The sequence below is a fragment of the Erythrobacter sp. genome (assembly GCF_040217515.1).
In the GTDB taxonomy this organism is placed as follows: Bacteria; Pseudomonadota; Alphaproteobacteria; order Sphingomonadales; family Sphingomonadaceae; genus Erythrobacter.
Genome location: NZ_JAVJPT010000011.1, coordinates 63,714 through 82,607, shown reverse-complemented (window position 1 = coordinate 82,607; position 18,894 = coordinate 63,714). Strand labels below are relative to the sequence as shown.

General features: G+C 67.7%; 16 protein-coding genes. 10 read left to right on the top strand and 6 right to left on the bottom strand.

Features of this window, described 5'->3' with window-relative positions:
- Positions 1-39: 39 nt before the first annotated feature.
- The 5 genes from rimO (at position 40) to RIB52_RS12775 (ending at position 6,821) form a co-directional block, all read left to right on the top strand.
- Positions 40-1,437: a 30S ribosomal protein S12 methylthiotransferase RimO gene (rimO, locus tag RIB52_RS12795; protein WP_350176123.1), complete on the top strand. Its 1,398-nt coding sequence runs from the start codon at positions 40-42 to the stop codon at positions 1,435-1,437.
- Positions 1,438-1,520: 83 nt separating this feature from the next.
- Entirely contained in the window at positions 1,521-2,999 is a 1,479-nt protein-coding gene (gene zwf, locus RIB52_RS12790) for a glucose-6-phosphate dehydrogenase (protein WP_350176121.1), read from the top strand.
- Positions 2,992-4,797: a phosphogluconate dehydratase gene (edd, locus tag RIB52_RS12785; RefSeq protein WP_350176119.1), complete on the top strand. Its 1,806-nt coding sequence runs from the start codon at positions 2,992-2,994 to the stop codon at positions 4,795-4,797. Before zwf ends, edd begins: the two co-directional genes overlap by 8 nt.
- Positions 4,794-5,771, top strand: coding sequence for a glucokinase (locus RIB52_RS12780; protein ID WP_350176117.1), 978 nt, complete (start codon positions 4,794-4,796; stop codon positions 5,769-5,771). Before edd ends, RIB52_RS12780 begins: the two co-directional genes overlap by 4 nt.
- A gap of 141 nt (positions 5,772-5,912) precedes the next feature.
- Positions 5,913-6,821, top strand: coding sequence for a L,D-transpeptidase family protein (locus RIB52_RS12775; RefSeq protein WP_350176115.1), 909 nt, complete (start codon positions 5,913-5,915; stop codon positions 6,819-6,821).
- A gap of 79 nt (positions 6,822-6,900) precedes the next feature.
- Here RIB52_RS12775 and tilS read toward each other — a convergent pair whose 3' ends face one another.
- The 5 genes from tilS to RIB52_RS12750 all read right to left on the bottom strand — a co-directional run bounded on the left by tilS (position 6,901) and on the right by RIB52_RS12750 (position 12,993).
- Positions 6,901-7,848, bottom strand: coding sequence for a tRNA lysidine(34) synthetase TilS (gene tilS, locus RIB52_RS12770; protein WP_350176263.1), 948 nt, complete (start codon positions 7,846-7,848; stop codon positions 6,901-6,903).
- 102 nt (positions 7,849-7,950) lie between these two features.
- Positions 7,951-8,964, bottom strand: a complete 1,014-nt coding sequence (locus tag RIB52_RS12765) for a tetratricopeptide repeat protein (protein ID WP_350176113.1) — start codon at positions 8,962-8,964, stop codon at positions 7,951-7,953.
- A gap of 226 nt (positions 8,965-9,190) precedes the next feature.
- Entirely contained in the window at positions 9,191-10,099 is a 909-nt protein-coding gene (locus RIB52_RS12760) for a helix-turn-helix domain-containing protein (RefSeq protein ID WP_350176111.1), read from the bottom strand.
- 142 nt (positions 10,100-10,241) lie between these two features.
- Positions 10,242-12,512: a phosphoenolpyruvate--protein phosphotransferase gene (gene ptsP, locus RIB52_RS12755; protein WP_350176109.1), complete on the bottom strand. Its 2,271-nt coding sequence runs from the start codon at positions 12,510-12,512 to the stop codon at positions 10,242-10,244.
- A 313-nt stretch (positions 12,513-12,825) separates the two neighbouring features.
- Complete coding sequence (locus RIB52_RS12750; RefSeq protein ID WP_350176107.1) at positions 12,826-12,993, bottom strand: YdcH family protein; 168 nt, start codon at positions 12,991-12,993, stop codon at positions 12,826-12,828.
- A 220-nt stretch (positions 12,994-13,213) separates the two neighbouring features.
- Between RIB52_RS12750 and RIB52_RS12745 the strand changes: the two genes are divergently transcribed.
- The gene (locus RIB52_RS12745; RefSeq protein WP_350176105.1) at positions 13,214-13,423 is read left to right on the top strand and encodes a YdcH family protein; all 210 of its coding nucleotides are present in this window, start codon (positions 13,214-13,216) and stop codon (positions 13,421-13,423) included.
- 437 nt (positions 13,424-13,860) lie between these two features.
- Positions 13,861-14,334 carry a DUF1465 family protein gene (locus tag RIB52_RS12740; RefSeq protein WP_350176103.1) on the top strand — a complete coding sequence of 158 codons (474 nt, stop codon included), beginning with the start codon at positions 13,861-13,863 and terminating at the stop codon, positions 14,332-14,334.
- A 22-nt stretch (positions 14,335-14,356) separates the two neighbouring features.
- Here the strand turns inward: RIB52_RS12740 and glpK are convergent, their stop codons facing one another.
- Positions 14,357-15,829: a glycerol kinase GlpK gene (gene glpK, locus RIB52_RS12735; RefSeq protein ID WP_350176101.1), complete on the bottom strand. Its 1,473-nt coding sequence runs from the start codon at positions 15,827-15,829 to the stop codon at positions 14,357-14,359.
- 132 nt (positions 15,830-15,961) lie between these two features.
- Between glpK and RIB52_RS12730 the strand changes: the two genes are divergently transcribed.
- The 3 genes from RIB52_RS12730 to nadA all read left to right on the top strand — a co-directional run bounded on the left by RIB52_RS12730 (position 15,962) and on the right by nadA (position 18,885).
- A complete protein-coding gene (locus RIB52_RS12730; RefSeq protein WP_350176099.1) occupies positions 15,962-16,852 on the top strand; it encodes an MBL fold metallo-hydrolase in 891 nt (296 codons plus the stop codon).
- Between the two features lie 119 nt (positions 16,853-16,971).
- Entirely contained in the window at positions 16,972-17,748 is a 777-nt protein-coding gene (locus RIB52_RS12725; protein ID WP_350176097.1) for a hypothetical protein, read from the top strand.
- A gap of 108 nt (positions 17,749-17,856) precedes the next feature.
- Positions 17,857-18,885 carry a quinolinate synthase NadA gene (nadA, locus tag RIB52_RS12720; protein WP_350176095.1) on the top strand — a complete coding sequence of 343 codons (1,029 nt, stop codon included), beginning with the start codon at positions 17,857-17,859 and terminating at the stop codon, positions 18,883-18,885.
- The last annotated feature ends 9 nt before the right edge of the window (positions 18,886-18,894 follow it).

The following is an 18,894-nucleotide window of genomic DNA, read 5'->3' as shown; positions in this document are numbered from 1 at the left end:
TAGCGCATTCGCGGCTTTGCGTGTAGGGGGCCGCGCCTGATGAGTACTCTCACATCCTCCCCTCCCCGTGCGCTTCCCGACCAGAAGCGCATCGGCATGGTTTCCCTCGGCTGTCCCAAGGCGCTTGTGGATTCCGAACGCATCCTCACGCGGCTTCGCGCCGATGGCTATGCGATCAGCCCCGACTATGCCGGTGCCGACGTGGTGCTGGTCAACACTTGCGGCTTTCTCGATTCCGCCAAGGAAGAAAGCCTCGCAGCGATCGGAGAGGCGATTTCGGAGAACGGGCGCGTCATCGTCACCGGCTGCATGGGCGAGGAAGCGGACGCGATCCGCGCCGCGCATCCGCAGGTGCTGGCAGTGACGGGCGCACATCAATACGAACAGGTCGTCGATGCGGTCCACACCCATGCCCCGCCATCGCAGGGACCGTTCGTCGATCTCATCCCGCAGCCTTCCGACGCCGACATCAAGCTGACGCCGCGCCATTACAGCTATCTGAAGATTTCGGAGGGCTGCAACCATTCCTGCGCCTTCTGCATCATCCCGCAATTGCGCGGAAAGCTCGCCAGCCGCCGGATCGACGCAGTGCTGCGCGAGGCGGAAAAACTGGTCGCGGCCGGCACGCAGGAACTGCTCGTCATCTCGCAGGACACCAGCGCCTACGGGGTCGATATCCGGCACGAGCCGCGCAGGTGGAAGGATCGCGAAGTGCGCGCGCACATGACCGATCTCGCCCGCGAACTGGGCGAACTGCGCACTCAGGAAAGCCGCGCGCCGTGGGTGCGGCTGCACTATGTCTATCCCTATCCCCATGTCGACCAGGTCATCCCGCTGATGGCCGAGGGGCTGCTGACGCCCTATCTCGACATCCCGTTCCAGCACGCCTCGCCCAAGGTGCTCAAACTGATGAAGCGCCCGGCCAACGAGGCGAAGGTTCTCGACCGCCTCAGGAGCTGGCGCGAGACCTGCCCCGACATCGCGGTGCGCTCCTCCTTCGTGGTCGGCTTTCCGGGCGAGACCGAGGACGATTTCGAATACCTGCTCGACTGGCTCGCCGAGGCCCGGCTCGACCGGGTCGGGGCGTTTCGGTTTGAACCCGTGGAAGGCGCGGCGGCCAATGCCCTGCCCGATCCCGTGCCCGAAGAGGTCAAGGAGGAACGCTACGCCCGCCTCATGGAACTCACCGCCCGGATCAGCGCGGAAAAGCTGGCGGCGAAAGTCGGTCGCTCGCTGCCCGTGATAATCGACGAGGTCGGCGAACCGGACGAGGACGGCGATATCGGAGCGACGGGCCGGAGCGAGGCCGACGCGCCCGACATCGACGGCGCGGTTCACCTGAGAAACGTTCCCTCGGACCTTGGTGCGGGGCAGATCGTTGAGGTGACAATCGAGGATGCGGACGAACACGACCTGTTCGGCGTGATCGCCGGGTAGGGGCCACGTTGCCGCCCCCACGGCGATAGGTTAGCATCCTCCCATGCAAGGGCGTCTGCGGGCGCTCACAAGGAGGGATGCGCTTGACCCAATTCGCCGCCGATCGGCTGCTGCTATTCGGGGCCACCGGAGACCTCTCGCGGCGCAAGCTGCTGCCCTCGCTCTGCGCGCTCGATGCGGACGGGCTGCTGCCGGAAAGGCTCACGATCATCGCGACCGCGCGCAGCGATCTGGACGATGCGGGCTTTCGCGACCTGGCCCGCAAGGCGCTCGAGCAGCACCTTCCGGCGGAGCGGCGCGGGGGGATGGCGGATTTCCTCAACCGACTGCACTACCAGCCGCTTGATGCCTCGACGCTAGAAGGTTTCGAGGAGCTCGCGCGCAAGGTCGGCCCGATCCGCGAGGGTCCCGATACGGGAGTCGCAATTTTCCTTTCGACCGCGCCGAGCCTGTTCGGCCCCACCATAGCCGGGCTGCAACATGCCGGCCTGGCCGGAGAGAACGTGCGCATGTGCCTCGAAAAGCCGCTCGGCGACGATCTTGCGTCGAGCCGTGCGATCAATGATGCGGTCGCCGAAGCCTTTCCCGAAGAGCGCACCTTCCGCATCGACCACTATCTTGGCAAGGAAACGGTGCAGAACCTGCTCGCGCTGCGCTTTGCCAACATCCTGTTCGAACCGATCTGGAACGCGACCTATATCGACCATGTCCAGATCACCGTGGCCGAGACGGTCGGGCTGGAAGGCCGGGTCGATTTCTACGACGGCGCGGGGGCACTGCGCGACATGGTGCAGAACCACATGCTCCAATTGCTGAGCCTCGTCGCGATGGAGCCGCCGACCAGTTTCGATGCCACTGCGGTACGCGACGAAAAGGTAAAGGTGCTGCGCGCGCTGCGACCGGTCAAGGCGGGCGAGACCGTGACCGGGCAATATCGCGCCGGCGCGATCGGCGGACAGGCGGTACCCGGCTATGACGAGGAACTGGGGCGGGATTCGGACACCGAGACTTTCGTCGCGATCAAGGCCCATGTCGACAACTGGCGCTGGAAGGGCGTGCCGTTCTACCTGCGCACCGGCAAGCGCCTGCCCGAACGCGTGACCGAAATCCTCGTCCAGCTGCGCTGCGTGCCGCATTCGATCTTCGACGGGGCCGGGGCGAAAGCGGCCGGCGGCGGCATGGTCGAGACCCATCCCAACCATCTCCTCATCGGAATTCAGCCCGAGGAGAATATCACCCTGTCGCTGATGGCGAAGGTCCCCGGGCTCGACGAGGAGGGCGTGAGCCTGCGCGAAATCCCGCTCCAGATCGCGATGCCTGATGCCTTTGTCGGCCAGCATCGCCGGATCGCCTATGAACGCCTGCTGCTGGACCTCATCAATGGCGACCAGACCCTGTTCGTTCGCCGCGACGAGGTCGAGGCGCAATGGCACTGGATCGATGCGATCCGCGCCGAATGGGCGGCAGGCGGGCAGGCCCCGCGCACCTATACTGCCGGAAGCTGGGGACCGAGCGCGGCCATCGGCCTCATCGAACGCGACGGAGTGAGCTGGCATGAATAAGCTCGACGAAACCATCCACCGGGTCACGCAGCGGATCATCGAGAATTCGAAAAGCGGCCGTACCGCCTATCTCGAATTGATAAAGCGCGAAGCGGATCGCAGGCCCGACCACAAAGACATCGCCTGCTCCAATCTCGCCCACGCCTTTGCCGGGGCGCAGGAAGACCAGGAGGCGATGAAGAATCGCCGCGGACCGAATATCGGGGTGGTGACCGCCTATAACGACATGCTTTCCGCTCACGCGCCCTATTACCGCTATCCCGAACGGCTCAAGATCCACGCCCGCGAGGTCGGCGCGACGGCGCAGGTCGCAGGCGGGACCCCGGCCATGTGCGACGGCGTGACACAGGGCGAGGACGGGATGGAGCTCTCGCTGTTCAGCCGCGACACGATCGCGATGGCGACCGGCGTCGCGCTCTCGCACCAGATGTACGACGCGGTTGCCTGTCTCGGTATCTGCGACAAGATCGTGCCGGGCCTGATGATCGGGGCGCTGCGCTGCGGCCACCTGCCTGCGGTCTTCGTGCCCTCGGGACCGATGCCCTCGGGCATCTCCAACGCGCAGAAACAGGAGACGCGGCAGAAATACGCCGCCGGAGAGATCGGGCGCGACGCATTGCTCGAAAGCGAACTCGGTTCTTATCATTCGCCCGGCACCTGCACCTTTTACGGGACGGCCAATTCGAACCAGATGATGATGGAGATGATGGGGCTGCACGTGCCCGGCGCCGCCTTCGTTCAGCCGGGGACGAAGCTGCGCCAGGCGCTCGACCGGGCGGCGGTGCATCGGCTCGCCGCGCTTGCCGGGACCCAAGAGCGCACTCTTGCACAGGTTGTCGACGAAAAGGCGATCGTCAACGCGGTCGTCGGCCTGCTCGCCACCGGCGGCTCGACCAATCACGCGATCCATATTCCCGCGATGGCGCGCGCGGCGGGCATCCGCATCGACTGGAGCGACATGGCAGAGATCAGCCGGGTCGTGCCGCTGGTCGCGCGGGTCTATCCCAACGGCTCGGGCGACGTGAACCAGTTCCATGCGGCCGGCGGCATGGCCTTCGTCATAAGCGAACTGCTCGATGCCGGGCTCGCCCATGGCGACATCCTCACCGTGTGGGACGAAGGCTTTTCCGCCTATGCCAGCGAGCCGGTGCTGGACGACGATGCGCTTGACTGGAGCGCGGTCGGGGAAAGCAGGGACGACGACATGCTGCGCCCGGTATCCGACCCGTTCCAGCCGGATGGCGGGATGCGTCTCGTCACCGGCAATCTCGGGCGGGCCTGTTTCAAGAGCTCGGCGGTGGAGCGCGAGCGCTGGACCATCGAGGCGCCCGCCCGCGTTTTCGAGGACCAGGCCGAGGTGCTCGCCGCTTTCAAGGCCGGCGAATTGAACCGCGATGTCGTCGTGGTCGTGCGTTTCCAGGGTCCGCGCGCCAACGGCATGCCCGAATTGCACGCGCTCACCCCCTCGCTCGCCGTCCTGCAGAACCGCGGCCACCGCGTTGCGCTGGTGACTGACGGGCGCATGTCGGGGGCGAGCGGAAAGGTCCCGGCAGCGATCCATCTCACTCCGGAAGCGAAGGGCGGCGGGCCGCTTGCCAGAGTGCGCGACGGCGACGTCATCAAGGTCTGCGCCGAGACCGGCGAACTCAATGTCCACGCCGACCTCGACGCGCGCGAGCCCGCGCCCGACCGGGACGTGGAATGGGGCGTCGGGCGCGAACTCTTCCGCATGATGCAGGCGCATGCCGACGGGGCCGAACGCGGCGCGTCGGCCATGCTGGCACAGGCCGGGCTGTGAAGCGGGACAGCGACAGGGAAATCGCCGTCGCCGATATCGGCGGGACCCATGCCCGCTTCGCCCGCGCCCGCATCGGCGAGGATCGACAGGTCAGTCTCTGCGAACCGATCGTCCTCAAGACCGGCGACTATCCCGACCTGCCATCGGCATGGCGCGCCTTCCTGGCGCGCGAACCGGGCTTCGCCCCCGCCGGCGCCGCCTTCGCACTGGCCGGCCCGGTCGGCGAGGGCCCGTTCAAGCTCACCAATGCCGATTGGCGCTTCGATCCCGACACACTGCCTGGCGAGCTGGAAGTGGCAGATGTCACCCTGCTCAACGATTTCGCCGCCATCGCCCATGCGGTCGCGGGGCTGGGGAAGGACGATCTCGTCCATCTCGCCGGACCCGATGCGCCGCTTCCCGCCAAGGGCACGGTGACCGTGATCGGACCCGGCACGGGGCTCGGCATCGCCCATTTCCGCATGCATGAAGGCCGTGCTCTGGTGCAGGCGACCGAGGGATCGCATATCGACTTCGCGCCCGTCTGCGCTCTCGACGATGCGATTCTCGCCGCCCTGCGCGAGCGCTTCGAGCGGGTCTCGGTCGAGCGGGTCATGTCGGGCGAGGGAATCGTCCCCATCCAGGCCGCCATCGCCGCGCATGAGGGGCGCAAGCCGGTGCTGGACGACCCGCTCGCGATCTGGAAAGCGGGCATGGCGGGACAGGACGAACTCGCGGCGCGGGCCGTCGCGCATTTCGTCGCCACGCTTGGCCGGATCGCGGGAGATTATGCCCTCGCGCACGGCGCGAGCGCGGTGGTGATCGCCGGCGGCCTCGGCCAGCGGCTCCAACAGCACCTGCGCGCGCCCGCCTTTCACGAGGCCTTCATAGCCAAGGGCCGCTACGCAAAGTTGATGAAAGCCATGCCCGTTGCGCTCGTACGGCATTCCCAGCCGGGACTGGTCGGGGCGGCTCTTGCGCATGGTGTAGGATAGCGTGTTGGATTTCCTGTAGGACAACACCCGCCGAGGCGTTCCCAAGCAAGCGTCTTAAGGATTGCTCCGCGCCCGTCCCTTGCGGGGACGCGGACGGGCGAGCCTCTGGCGAAAGCGGATTTCCCGCGGCATAAGGGGCGCATGACACAGTTCCGCGCCCTTCGCCTCGCATCCGCTCTCGCCCTTGCCCTCGGCCTCGCCGGTTTCACGGCAAGTTCGGGCTTCGTGCTCGCGCAGGAGGGCGGGGCCGAGGCCGCAGGCGATCGCGCTCTCGATACCGCCGACGAGGTCGAGGCCGCCATCCGCGCGGTCGATCCGGACACGATGGGCCCCTCGCCCGTGGTCGATCCCTCGCTGCCCATGCCCTACGGGGCCGATCTGGCGGCGGGCGAGAATCCCGAGGCCGATCTCCCGCCGCTCCCGGGCGAGCCTGCCGCATTGCCCGGGTCGGCCCCGATCGTGCCCGAACGCGGCCCCGCCGCGCGCATGATCGCGGATCCGGTCGTCCAGGCCCTTCCCGCGCCCGATCCGTCTCCCGCCCCGACCCGGCCCGCCCCGACCCGGCCCGCCCCGGCGGCGGACGATCCCTTCGTCATCAAGAGCATCCTGCCGATCGAGGGCACGATCCGCTACGGCGAATGGTTCTGGGACGAAAGCGCCGCGCCCGCCGAAGGCCCGCTGGTCATCACCGTCGATCTTGAAGCGCGCGTCATCAGCGCCTTTCGCGACGGGCACGAAATCGGGACCGCGGTCGCCCTGCTCGGCACGAAGAAGCACCCCACCCCGCTCGGTGTCTTCCCGATCCTGACGAAGGAAAAGGACAATATCTCCGAGAAATACAATAACGCGCCCATGCCCTGGACGCTGCGGCTGACCTGGGACGGAATCGCGATCCACGGCTCGCCGGTGATCAACGGCTATGCCAGCCACGGCTGCATCGGCGTACCCGATCCCTTCGCGAAAAAGCTCTTCGCGGCGGCAAGGCGCGGCGACAAGGTTGTGATCACGCGCGGACAATATGCCGGGGTGGGCGACAAGCTGCTGTCCTGAGCTGACGCGGACAGACGGGCCGGCCCCTGGCCCTCGTCCAGTGGTCGGCGCCCCGAACCAGCCGCCGATCAGCCGACGGTCAGTGCACCCGGCGCGCGGGCTCGGGACGAAAACGCCAGACACGCATTTCCACGCCGACCTTTTCCACCCGCTCGGTTCCCGGCATGCCCAGCACCCCGCCGAGCGAGGCGTTCTCGAAACGCCACAGCCGGTCCGCCGCCCGCCCTGCCTCCGCGCGGGAGACCTGCCCGCCCAGTGCGGCGACGATCCGGCGCACCGTCTCGACCTGGATCGCGCGCGGGACATTGGCGTAATAGCGAAAGGTCGGCCCGTGCGGCTCATCCTCGCGGTGGACCATCTCCTCCCAGTCGATCTGCGCATACCATTCGATCGCCCGCCAGGCTTCGGCAAGGTGATCCGCGCTCGCCGCGAGCGCCTGCGCATCGAGCCAGTCATGCTCGGCAAGGTGCTGCCGCACCCGCGCACGGTCGAAGGCGAGGTCTTCATTGGTCGGATCGCGCGCCGCTTCCAGACCGCAGGCCTCCACGACCCCCTCGAGATCGGCCTTGCGCCAGCCGAGCAGCGGGCGGATGAGCGCGATGTCGCTGCCGGGAACCCGGCCATGCGCGCGCACCCCGGCCAGGCCTGAAAGCCCGCTCCCGCGCGCCAGGCGCATCAGCAGCGTTTCGGCCTGGTCGTCGGCGTGATGCGCGGTGGCGAGCGCGCCGCAGCCCGCATCGCGCGCCCAATGGCCGAGGGCGGCATAGCGCGCCTCGCGCGCGCGGGCCTGGAGATTGCCGCGGGCGACCTCGATCTTCAACGCGGTGAAAGGGATATCCCGCTCCCGGCAGGCCGCTTCGACCAGTGCGATTTCGCCCGCCGCCTCGGGCCGCAGGCCGTGATCGACGCTGGCGACCGCCACCGCGCCCGGCAGCGCCTCGCCCGCGAGCAGCATGAGAGCGAGGCTGTCCGGCCCGCCCGATACGGCCAGGCCGAGCGGCCCATCGCGGTCTTCCTCCGGCCACAGCCGGGCGAGGTCGCACGCAAAGCGGGCGATCAGTTCGGGATCGGGAATGCTTTCAATCGTGCGCCTCCCCTCGGGCTGTGGCCGCTTGCGGCCCTGCCGGGCCTATTCGCAGGTCACCTTGCGGCGATTGCTTTCGTACTGGTCGGCGAGCCGCCCGCTGGCGATCGCGGGATAGGTTTCCCCGAATTCGGCCAGCGCAATGCAGGCGCGGCGGGTGTCGCCCATCGCGATCATGCTTTCGGCGAGAAAAAGCAGGCTGTCGGGCGCGCGACGCGCGGTGCGATCCGTCTGGTAATTGCGCAGGAACCAGCGCGCCGCCTCTTCCGCCATGCCGTCGTCGAGAAAGGCGCGGCCCAGCAGGTTGCGGCCATAGGTGATGAGCGGGTGGTCGGGATAATCCTGCACGAAGTTCGACAATTGCTGGCGCGCCTCGGGATAGAGGCCCGCATCCCACAGGCGAAAGCCATAGGTGTATTCGTCCTCGCCCGCATCGCCCGTATCGGGCTTGGCGATGGCCTGCACCGCCGCGAGCCGTTCCGGACTCGGCCCCTCGTCGGCCGCGCTGGCGGCAGACGATCCGCTGCTTACCGGCGCGGTCTCGATCCGCTGGCCGCCTTCGGACGCGTCATCGCTCCCACCGCCGCTTGCGCTTTCGCCCGTCATCGCGGCGAGATTGCTGTCGGTCGCGCCCGTTTCGGCGCGCGCGGGCGCGCTTGGCGCGCTTTCCAGCGCGGTGATCCGTTCATCGAGGCGCGAGAGCGCGTTGGCGTTCTCCTCGGAAAGGGACGTGAGCCGCTGGAGCTGCAATTCGATCGCGTCGAGCCGGGCGAGGATATCGGTGATCGCGCCGGTCGAGGGCCGTTCGGCCTGCCGGGGCGAGGCCTGTTCGCCGGCGGTGATCTGCGGCTCGAAAAAGCGCCCTTCGCCGCCGGGAAAGACATTGCGCTGGAGCGCCCTGATCTCCGCCTCGATCTTGCGCAGCCGGGCCTCGTTGCCGGAATCCTGTGCAAGGGCCGGTGCGGGCGCGGTGGCGAGCACCGCCCCCGCAGCGAACGCGCCGAGCAGGCGAGCAGGAAGAATGGGGCGGGCGGCGAGTGTCCGGGGCGCTTTCATCATGGGCTGCACAATATCCCTTTCTCGGCTGTCAATTTCTTCGGTCTGGTCGTCCGGTCCTTCCGCGAGGGGGCCGCGTAAAGGCATGGCGCATGCCTGGACAAACGCGCCTGAACGCGAGTGGAATCTGTGCCCGCTGGGACGCGCCAAGTCGAGGGGCGAAGGCGGGGAAATCGGTGGGAAATCACCTCGCCCCCGGCACGCGCACCCTATCCCGCCCAAGCGCCGCTCAGTCGGCGCTCGGCCCGTCCGTGTCGTTCCGGTCGAGCAGCGCGCTCGCCGAAACCGGCTCGGCGCCCATCGTCTCGGGCCGTTCGGCTAGCGGGGCAACCGCACGCCCGCCGATCGTGATGGCGAAGGCGTCTGGTCTCCCGGTGTTGATCAGCGGCTCGCGCGCATCCCCGGGCAAGGTGAAGCTTTCCCCGCTTTGCATCTGGTCCTCGAACAGCCGTTCGCCGCCGCGTTCGTAAAAACGCACCCAGATGCCGTCCTCGGTTGCGGTGAAGACGACCTCACCTGCCGGATCGGCAGCGGGCACGGATGCCTCCGGCCCCGCCGCGACCTGTCCCCCGCCGGCCTGTCCCGCGCCATTGCGCGGCGCCGCTGCGGAGCCCGCGTCCGAAGCGCTGTCCTCGCTTGTGAGAGCGGGCAGGTCCGCCCCCTGCCCGAAATAGGAGCTTGAGAAAGCGATTACGCCGACCGCCAGGACGATGGCGGCCAGTGCGCCGAACCAGGCGAGGCCGGCAGAGGGCAGCTTGGCAGGGTCGCCCGGCTCCATGGTCCCGGCACCATGATGGCGTCGTTCGCCCTCGTCGGAAAGTTCCGCGCGGACCTTGTCGGCGATCTCGTCCTCGTCGAGACCGACCACCCGGGCGTAATTGCGCGCAAATCCGATCGCATAGGTGCGCGAGGGCAGGGTTTCGAATTCGCCCGCCTCGATCACTTCGAGATGGTGCGTGGGGATCCGGGTTTCGGCGGCGATGTGGGAGAGATCGAGCCGCTTGCGCTCACGCGCGGCGCGCAGGCTCGCACCCGCCCCGGCAGTGTCGGCCCCGGAATCGCGCTCGGCCCCATAGGCGAGCGAGTCTTCGGCGAGCGCGTCTTCGCCGACCTCACCGGTCTGTTTGTCGCTGCTCATGACCCGGTCCACGTTTCTGGGGTGTCTTCGTGCAATATCGTAGGTCCCCTAAAAATCGGGCTTGTGGCGCGCTGTCAACCGCTCGTCCATCAGGCCGGGCGCGCGCCGCCGCATTCGCGCGGCAGGCTGGCGAAAGATGCACTCAATCGGTCTCGATCTCCCGCTCGTCCGCCCAGGCGGACAATTCGGCGCGGATGTCGGTCGCCGGATCGGCGAGCCACCCGGAAAGGGCCTCGGACAGCTCTGCCAGGTCGATCTTGCGCACCAGTTCCTTGATCGGGCCGACCGCGGCGGGCGTGATCGAGAGGCGACGAAAGCCGATGCCGAGCAGGGCCAGCGCCTCGAGCCTTCGCCCGCCCATCTCACCGCACACGCCGACATCGACGCCGCTGCCGACGCTCGACTGGATGACGCGCCGCAGGAACCTGAGGATCGACGGGCTGAGCCAGTCGTATCGCTGGGCGAGCTTGGGATTGGCGCGGTCGGCGGCGAACAGGAACTGCGTAAGGTCGTTGGTCCCGACCGACAGGAAGCTCAGTTTCGGCAGCAGCAGGTCGAGGACCTCGGCCAGGGCGGGCACTTCGAGCATCGCGCCGTAATGGATGCGCTCGGGCCCCAGCTTCTTCTTGGAACGCAGGAAAGCGAGCTGTTCGTCGAACACCGCCTTGGCCGCGTCGAATTCCCACACCTCGGACACCATCGGGAACATGACGTAGAGCGCCCTGCCCCCCGCCGCTTCGAGCAGGGCGCGGGCCTGCGCCTTCATCAACCCCTCGCGTTCGAGCGCCAGCCGCAGCGCGCGCCAGCCCATCGCCGGGTTCTCGTCATTGCGGGCGATATCGGAGGCGAGATAGGGCACCGACTTGTCCCCGCCGATATCTACCGTGCGGAAGATCACCGGCTTGTCGCCGGCCGCATCGAGCACGTCGCGGTAGAGCCGGGTCTGCCGCTCGCGCTGGGGCAGGGTAGCGGAAACGAGGAACTGGAATTCGGTGCGGAACAGCCCGACCCCGTCCGCGCCGGTCATGGCAAGGTTGCTCATGTCGTCGCGCAGGCCTGCATTCATCATGACATGGATACGCGTCCCGCAGCGGGTGAAGGGCTCCACGTCGCGCAAATTCGCATAGGCAGCCTGGCGTTCCTTCGAGCGGGCAAAGCGCGCATGGAAGGCATCGGCGACCTGCGAGGAAGGGCGCACCATCGCATTGCCGACCGTCGCATCAAGCAGCACGTCATCGCCTTCGCGGATCAGGCCGCGCACGCTTTGCGCCCGTCCCAGCACCGGAACACCCATGGCCCGCGCGACGATCACGACATGGGCGGTAAGCGAACCTTCCTCGAGGATCACGCCCTTCAGCCGCCTTTTGTCGTATTCGAGCAGTTCGGCAGGACCGAGATTGCGCGCGATCAGGATCGTGTCGCGCCGCAGCCCCTGCGAGGCGGCCGTTCCCAATTGCCCCGCAACGATCCGGATCAGGCGGTTGGCGAGATCCTCCAGATCATGCATCCGGTCGGCCAGCAGCGGATCGTCGATCTCGCGCATCCGCATGCGGGTATGCTGCTGCACCCGCTCGATCGCGGCCTCCGCCGTAAGGCCGGAATCGATCGCCTCGTTGATGCGGCGCGACCAGCCCTCGTCATAGGCGAACATCTTGTAGGTCTCGAGCACCTCCTCGTGCTCGCCCCCGACGCCGAATTCAGCCTGGCCCGCCAGATTGTCGATCTGCTCGCGCATCTTGTCGAAGGCGCGGTAGACCCGCTGGCGCTCGGCCTCGATGTCCTCGGCCATGACCTGCGTGATCTGGACACGCGGCTGGTGATAGACCGCCTGGCCCGCACCCAGCCCCTTGACCATGGGCAGGCCCGTGACGGTGGCAGGCGCGGTCTGTTCCTCGGTCAGGCCGCGCGCTTCCTCCTCGTCGACCAGTTCGGCATTGGCGATGAGTTCGGACAGCACCATGGCCGTGGTCTGCAGCGCCTCGATCTCGACTTCCTCGTAGCGGCGCGGATCGACATGCTGGACGCACAATACGCCGACCGCGCGTTCGCGGTAGACGATCGGGACCCCGGCAAAGGAATGGAACTTCTCCTCGCCCGTTTCGGGGCGATAGAGAAAATCGGGATGTGCCTTCGCCTCGGCGAGGTTGAGCGTTTCGACATTGGAGGCGATCGTGCCCGTAAGCCCCTCGCCCACGGCCATGCGGGTGACATGGACCGCGCTCTGGTTGAGGCCGCGCGTGGCGAACAGTTCGAGCATGCCTTCGCGCAGCAGATAGATCGAGCAGACCTCGCTGGTGAGGCATTCGCCGATGATCTCCACCACCGAGTCGAGCTTGCCCTGCGCGTGCATGCGCGAGGCCATCACCTCGGTCAGGCGGGTCAGGATCTGGCGGGCGGATGCGGCGGCGGTCATGTTCTCGCGCCACATCTACTGCGGAGCGGGCGCAAAAGCAAAGCGCCTGGCTCTCGCGGAGCCTTCGCAGCGGCCATGCGCGCTCGAGGCCGCAGGGATGCAGGCCCCGACTGCAGGAGGTTGCGAAGCGACGCTGTTTTGGCGCGCGCGTGCGCGCGGCAGGGCTGGTTTGGCGCGCGCGTGCGCGCGGCAGGGCTGGATTGGTGCGCGCGTGTGCGCGGGAGGCTCCGAGCCCGCCTTTGCCGGGTCTTTCTGATTTTGCGAGCCGATCCGCCCGGACCGACCTAAAGCAGGGGCCGAACGCGGCGGCCGGTCAGCCGCGCGCGATCTCCTCCTTCAGTCTCAGCTTCTGCCTCTTGAGGTACTGGACTTTCGCCGTATCGGGGACGGGACGGGCCATTTCGTCGCGCAGGCGGGCTTCGAGGCCGGCATGCTTCGACTGGAGAGCCTGGACATGCGAGGTGGAAGCTGCAGTTGCCATAGTCGTTACCTCCTTCTTTCGGGGGGCTGCCCCCGGAGAAGCGACTCGGGCACGGTGCGGCCGAGCCGCAGGTTTGAAGCAAACCACAGCCAAGCTATCTTGCAAAGTCGTTATAATGCGTGGATCGATGTCTGCGCAGGCACGCGCGGTGGGGCGTTTTTCTGACGATGATTCCCGCGTGCCATGCGGGGGCGCGGCAGCTGGGATTGGGACAGGCGGAATGAACGAGGCCGAGCTGCGCAAGAAGCTCGAATTGCTGCGCACCGAACATCGCGATCTCGACGCGGCTATCGCCGCCCTGACCGAGGCCGGGGAGAGGACCGGCTTCGTCGACCAGCTGCAGATCGCGCGCCTGAAGAAGCGCAAGCTGCGGCTGAAGGACCAGATCGCGATAATCGAGGACGAACTCTTTCCCGATATCATCGCATAGCGTGTTTGCGCAGCCGCATCCGCGGCTGCGATGTCCTCGACACTGTCGGGCCTGCGGGCGGGCGGCCGCCCTTGCGGCCCGCGCTGCAGGCCGGAACAACGCGCCAAGACCGCAAGGCTCCCGGAACAACATCGCCGAGAGTAACAGCGTAGCTTGTTTGCGCAGCCGCATCCGCGGCTGCGATGTCCTCGGCCCTGCCGGGCCTGCGGGCGGGCGGTCGCCCTTGCGGCCCGCGCTGCGGGCCGGAACAACGCGCCAAGACCGCAAGGCTCCCGGAACAACATCGCCGAAAGTAACCGCGTAGCTTGCTTTCGCAGCCGCATCCGCGCGCTGCCCTCACAAAAACGTCCCGCCAAGGGACACTTCGAAGTTTTACCGGGAAAGTAACCATAGGTAGGTGGAGCTTGGCGAAGCGGCGTTATAGCCCGGTCCCCGTCATGGCCCGCACCAGCGACCTTTCGCGCCCCATCATCGAGGCGCTCTACACCGAGGCGCTCGTCCTTGCCGACGAGGTTCGCGCGGTTTTCGCCGCGAGCGCGGAGCCTGCCGCTGCGGCCGAACCGATCGGCGGCGACGGCGCGATGCTGCGGCTCGCGCTGTCCGCCGAAGGGCTCAAGACGACGACCCGGATGATGCACGTGCTCGCCTGGCTGCTCAACCAGCGCGCTTTCTTTTCCGGCGAACTCAGCGCCAGCCAGCTGCGACGGCACGGCATCCTGCCGTCCGACCGCGAGGCCGATCCCGAAGCGCTCGCCCGGCTCGAACCCGAAACGCGCGCGCTGATCGAGGAGACGGTCCGGCTTCATCGCCGCATCGCGCGCCTGGACGAGGCTTGGCGACAGGATTTCGCGATGCAATCGCCCGCACGCGCGTTCCAGCAAATGATCGGGCGCGAACTCGGGCGCGGCTGAAGGCCGCTCCCGCCCGTGTCGTTCAGGCTGCCGAGAGCGCCTTGCGCCAGCGTTCCAGCCGTTCCTGCCGCACTGCATCGGGCATGACCGGCTCGAACCGGGTCAGCTCGCCCTGCATCGCCTCCGCCGCGCCAGCGAGGTCGGGATAGAGCCCGGCCCCGCAGGCCGCGAGCATCGCCGCGCCCAGCGCGGTCGTCTCGACGAAGCCGGGCCGTTCGACCGGGATCGCGAGCATGTCGGCAAGATCCTGCGCCATCCAGTCGTTCGCGGCCATGCCGCCGTCGATCCTCAGCCCCGCCCACGGCGTCCCGTCGGCAGCGAAGGCCTGTGCAAGATCCCAGGTCTGGTGCGCCATCGCCTCGAGCGCGGCGCGCGCCAGCTCGGCCTTGCCGCTGGCGAAGGAGAGCCCGGCGATCACCCCGCGCGCATCGGCGCGCCAGTGCGGCGCACCCAGCCCCGCGAGCGCGGGCACGATCGTCACCCCGCCGCTATCGGGGATCGAGCGGGCGAGCGCCTCGGTCTCCTCGGCGACCTCGACGATGCCGAGCGAATCGCGCAGCCATTGCACGAGGCTCCCCGCAACGAAGACCGAGCCTTCGATGGCATAGGTGCGCTCGCCCTCGATCTGGGTCAGCACGGTCGAAAGCAGGCGGTGGGTGGACCGCGGCACGGCGCTGCCCTGGTTGGTCAGGATGAAGGCGCCGGTCCCGTAGGTCGCCTTGGTCTCGCCCGGCGACAGGCAGGCCTGACCGATGGTGGCCGCCTGCTGGTCGCCCGCGCATCCGGTGATCGCGATCGGCCCGCCGAACAGGCGCGGATCGGTCCGGCCGAGAGCGCCCGCCATGTCTATGACTTCGGGCAGCGCCGCGTGCGGCACTCGAAACAGGTCGCACAGCCCGCGGTCGAAAGCCGGCGCGTCCAGCTCCATGAGCAGGGTGCGGCTGGCATTGCTCGCATCAGTGACATGCCGCGCGCCGCCCGTCAGTTTGAACAGCAGCCAGCTGTCGACCGTGCCGAAAGCAAGCGTCCCGGCCGCGGCGGCGGCCTGCACCTCGGGCACGTTGTCGAGCATCCAGCGCATCTTGGTGCCCGCGAAATAGGGGTCGAGCACGAGGCCCGTGCGGCGCTGCACGTCCTCCTCGTGCCCGGCTTCGCGCAGGGTCATGCACAGCGGCTCGCTCCGCCGGTCCTGCCACACGATGGCGCGAGTCAGCGGCTCGCCTGTTTGACGGTCCCATGCGACCACCGTCTCGCGCTGGTTGGTGATGCCGAGCCCGGCGATCATCGCCGCCCCGCCCGCCTTGGGCACGACCTCGCGCGCGCAGGCCAGCGTCTTGTCCCAGATTTCGGAGGCGTCGTGTTCGACCCAGCCGCCTTTCGGGTAGTGCTGCGTGAGGTCGGCCTGCGCGCTCGCCACGAGCACGCCGTCGCTCGCGAAAAGCATGGCGCGCGTCGAGGTGGTCCCTTCGTCGAGCACGAGGATGTAGTCGCTCATCGTCTCCCCTTCCTGCCGCTTGCGCGCCATCTCCTAGAGGCTGCCGCGCCTCCAAGTCGAGGGGCGATGCGCGCTCGCTCCACCACCGCTTGCCCTCGACAGGGCGGGCGCGCGCGGCCATATGGCGCAGCGATGGTCGAGATACCTCCCAAACCGTGGCCCACAGGCAAAGCCGAACAGCTCGAGCCGCTGGTGCGCCGCGTGCTCGCGCCGAACCCTTCGCCCTATACCTATACCGGCACGCAGACCTATGTCGTGGGCGAGAGCCACGGGCCGGACTGCGCGGTGATCGATCCGGGTCCGGCGGACGAGGCGCATCTCGATGCGATCGAGGCGGCGGTGGCGGGGCGCGAGGTCACCGCGATCATGTGCACCCACACCCACCGCGACCACTCGCCCGCGGCCGCACCGCTGGCCCGACGCACACGCGCGCCGATCGTAGGCTGCGCCCCGCTGGTCCTGTCGACCGACCTGCCCCGTTCCGATGAGAGCTTCGACACCACCTACGCCCCGGACCGCGTGCTCGAGGACGGCGAGGCCATGGCCGGGACGGGCTGGACCCTGAAAGCGGTCGCGACGCCCGGCCACACCTCGAACCACCTGTGCTTCGCGCTGGAAGAGAGCGGCGCGCTGTTCACGGGGGACCATGTCATGGGCTGGTCGACCAGCGTCGTCGTCCCGCCCGACGGCGACATGGGGGCCTATATGGCGAGCCTCGAAAAGCTGCTCGCGCGAGAGGACACGGTTTACCACTCCGCCCACGGCGCCGCGATCACCAAGCCCCGCCAGCTGGTGCGCGGCATGATCGGCCATCGCCGCCAGCGCGAAAACCAGATCATGCGCCTGCTGGGCGAAGAAGCGCGCGCGGTGAGCGAATTCATCCCGGCCATGTACAAGGGGCTCGACGAGCGGCTCGTTCCCGCCGCCGAAATGAGCGTGACGGCGCACCTGATCGACCTCGAAAAACGCGGCCTCGTCATGCGCGGGGAAGAGGCGGGCGTCGAGATCTGGCGCGGGGCGTGACCATGCCCCGGCATCCTTAACGAAACGCCAGCGGCGCGCCGCGGGATCGACCGGAATGTCCTTCCGCAGCGAACCCAGGCATAGACCGACCTGCAATCGGCAAGGGACCACGGCAGGTCATGGCGACAATCCCGGGGCAATGGAACACGGCGCGTGGCGCCGAAAATCGCGTCTTCCGCATCGCGGGCTGCGCGCTGGCGGGAACGGCCGCCGCGGTCTTCGCCGCCTTCGCACTGGTCATGGCGCTCGACCCGTTCGACTATCCGGTCGAAACCCACCTCCATGTCGCGGTGATGACCGCCTGGCTCGGCCTGTTCGCAGTGCAGGCGCTGCTCGCCACCGGGGGCGATATCGCGCTGCACCGCAGGCTCGGAATGGCGGGCGGGCTGCTCGCCATTTGCATTGCCGTCAGCGGGAGCATCGTCGCGGTCTCCGCCATTGCCGGTGAGCGGATCCCGCCGATCTTTTCGCCGGGCTATTTCCTCGTGATGACCCACATGGACCTCGTCGCCTTTACCGGGCTCGTCGCGTTCGCGCTCGCGCAGCGGCGGCGCAGCGAGTGGCACAAGCGGCTGATGCTGTGTGCGCTGCTTGCGCTTTACGAACCGGTGCTGGGCAGGGTTTTCCTGCTCCTGCTTGTCCCCGCTCTCGGCGGCCCGCAAAGCGCGCTTCCCCTGCTCGCTGCGAATACCGGAGCATTCGAAGCAGCGCGCTGCCTCGTCCATTGTGCCCTGCTGGCGGGCCTTGCCCTATGGGACTGGCGCGCGACCGGTCGGCTGCACCGGGCCTGGCTGCCGGGACTTCTCGCGATCGGTTCGATCTATGCGGTTTCTGCCCTGCTCGGCGCGCAGGAGGCGGTCAGCGCCTTTGCCGTGGCAATAGCCGGCGGCGTCTAGCGCGCGGCGCGCAGACATTCGCCAAGACTGTCGGCACGGTGATACCCACTCGAAAAGCGCGCAAAAGCACCTATATCGGTCCCGTCACGAAGCAGCGGGGATCCGACCATGAGCATCGAAACGAAAGTTCCAACCGGCGAAGACCTGCTCGCCGAGATCGAGCGGCTGCGCAAGGAGCGCAACGCCGTTATCCTCGCGCATTACTACCAGACCGCCGACATCCAGGACATTGCGGACTTCGTCGGCGACAGCCTCGAACTCTCGCGCAAGGCCGCCGATACCGATGCGGACGTGATCGCCTTTTGCGGGGTCAAGTTCATGGCCGACACGGCGAAGATCCTCAGCCCTGAAAAGACCGTGATCCTCCCCGACATGGACGCCGGGTGTTCGCTCGAAGACAGCTGCCCGCCCGAAAAGTTCAGGGCTTTCCGCGAAGCCCATCCCGATCACATCGCGCTCACCTACATCAATTGTTCGACCGAGGTGAAGGCACTGTCCGACATCATCGTCACGTCCTCCAGCGCGGAGACGATCCTCCAGCAGATCCCCAAGGACCAGCCGATCATCTTCGGCCCCGACCGGCACCTTGGCGGCTGGCTCAATCGCAAGTTCGACCGCGACATGCTGCTATGGCCGGGCGTGTGCATCGTGCACGAGGCGTTCAACGAGACCGAGCTTCTGAAACTCAAGGAACAACATCCCGGCGCGCCCATCGCCGCGCACCCCGAATGCCCGCCGACGATCCTCGACCATGCCGATCACGTCGGATCGACCTCTTCGATCCTCAAATACGCGCGGGATTTCGAAGGCGACACGCTGATAGTCGCGACCGAGCCGCACATCATCCACCAGATGGAAAAGGCGCTGCCGGAAAAGAATTTCATCGGCGCGCCCGGCGCGGACGGCAACTGCGCCTGCAATATCTGCCCCTATATGGCGCTCAATACGATGGAAAAGCTCTACGTCGCGCTGCGCGACCTGGAACCGCGCATCGAGATCGACGAGGATATCCGCCTGAAAGCCAAGCGGAGCCTCGACCGGATGCTCGAAATGGCCAGCGGGACCGTGGGCCGCGGCGATATCGGTAAGGTCGAAATCGAGGAAGTCCCCGGCGGCGACGTGCCGAGCGGGGATTGAGCGCTCTGG

What these genes read in the sequence shown, in the direction of transcription:
- RIB52_RS12730 (WP_350176099.1), top strand. Translation starts at nt 15,962, where the DNA reads ATGGTCGAGATACCTCCCAAACCGTGGCCCACAGGCAAAGCCGAACAG.
- RIB52_RS12765 (WP_350176113.1), bottom strand. Translation starts at nt 8,964, where the DNA reads ATGATGAAAGCGCCCCGGACACTCGCCGCCCGCCCCATTCTTCCTGCT.
- edd (WP_350176119.1), top strand. Translation starts at nt 2,992, where the DNA reads ATGAATAAGCTCGACGAAACCATCCACCGGGTCACGCAGCGGATCATC.
- RIB52_RS12745 (WP_350176105.1), top strand. Translation starts at nt 13,214, where the DNA reads ATGAACGAGGCCGAGCTGCGCAAGAAGCTCGAATTGCTGCGCACCGAA.
- RIB52_RS12750 (WP_350176107.1), bottom strand. Translation starts at nt 12,993, where the DNA reads ATGGCAACTGCAGCTTCCACCTCGCATGTCCAGGCTCTCCAGTCGAAG.
- rimO (WP_350176123.1), top strand. Translation starts at nt 40, where the DNA reads ATGAGTACTCTCACATCCTCCCCTCCCCGTGCGCTTCCCGACCAGAAG.
- RIB52_RS12740 (WP_350176103.1), top strand. Translation starts at nt 13,861, where the DNA reads ATGGCCCGCACCAGCGACCTTTCGCGCCCCATCATCGAGGCGCTCTAC.
- ptsP (WP_350176109.1), bottom strand. Translation starts at nt 12,512, where the DNA reads ATGACCGCCGCCGCATCCGCCCGCCAGATCCTGACCCGCCTGACCGAG.
- glpK (WP_350176101.1), bottom strand. Translation starts at nt 15,829, where the DNA reads ATGAGCGACTACATCCTCGTGCTCGACGAAGGGACCACCTCGACGCGC.
- RIB52_RS12775 (WP_350176115.1), top strand. Translation starts at nt 5,913, where the DNA reads ATGACACAGTTCCGCGCCCTTCGCCTCGCATCCGCTCTCGCCCTTGCC.
- RIB52_RS12725 (WP_350176097.1), top strand. Translation starts at nt 16,972, where the DNA reads ATGGCGACAATCCCGGGGCAATGGAACACGGCGCGTGGCGCCGAAAAT.
- nadA (WP_350176095.1), top strand. Translation starts at nt 17,857, where the DNA reads ATGAGCATCGAAACGAAAGTTCCAACCGGCGAAGACCTGCTCGCCGAG.
- RIB52_RS12760 (WP_350176111.1), bottom strand. Translation starts at nt 10,099, where the DNA reads ATGAGCAGCGACAAACAGACCGGTGAGGTCGGCGAAGACGCGCTCGCC.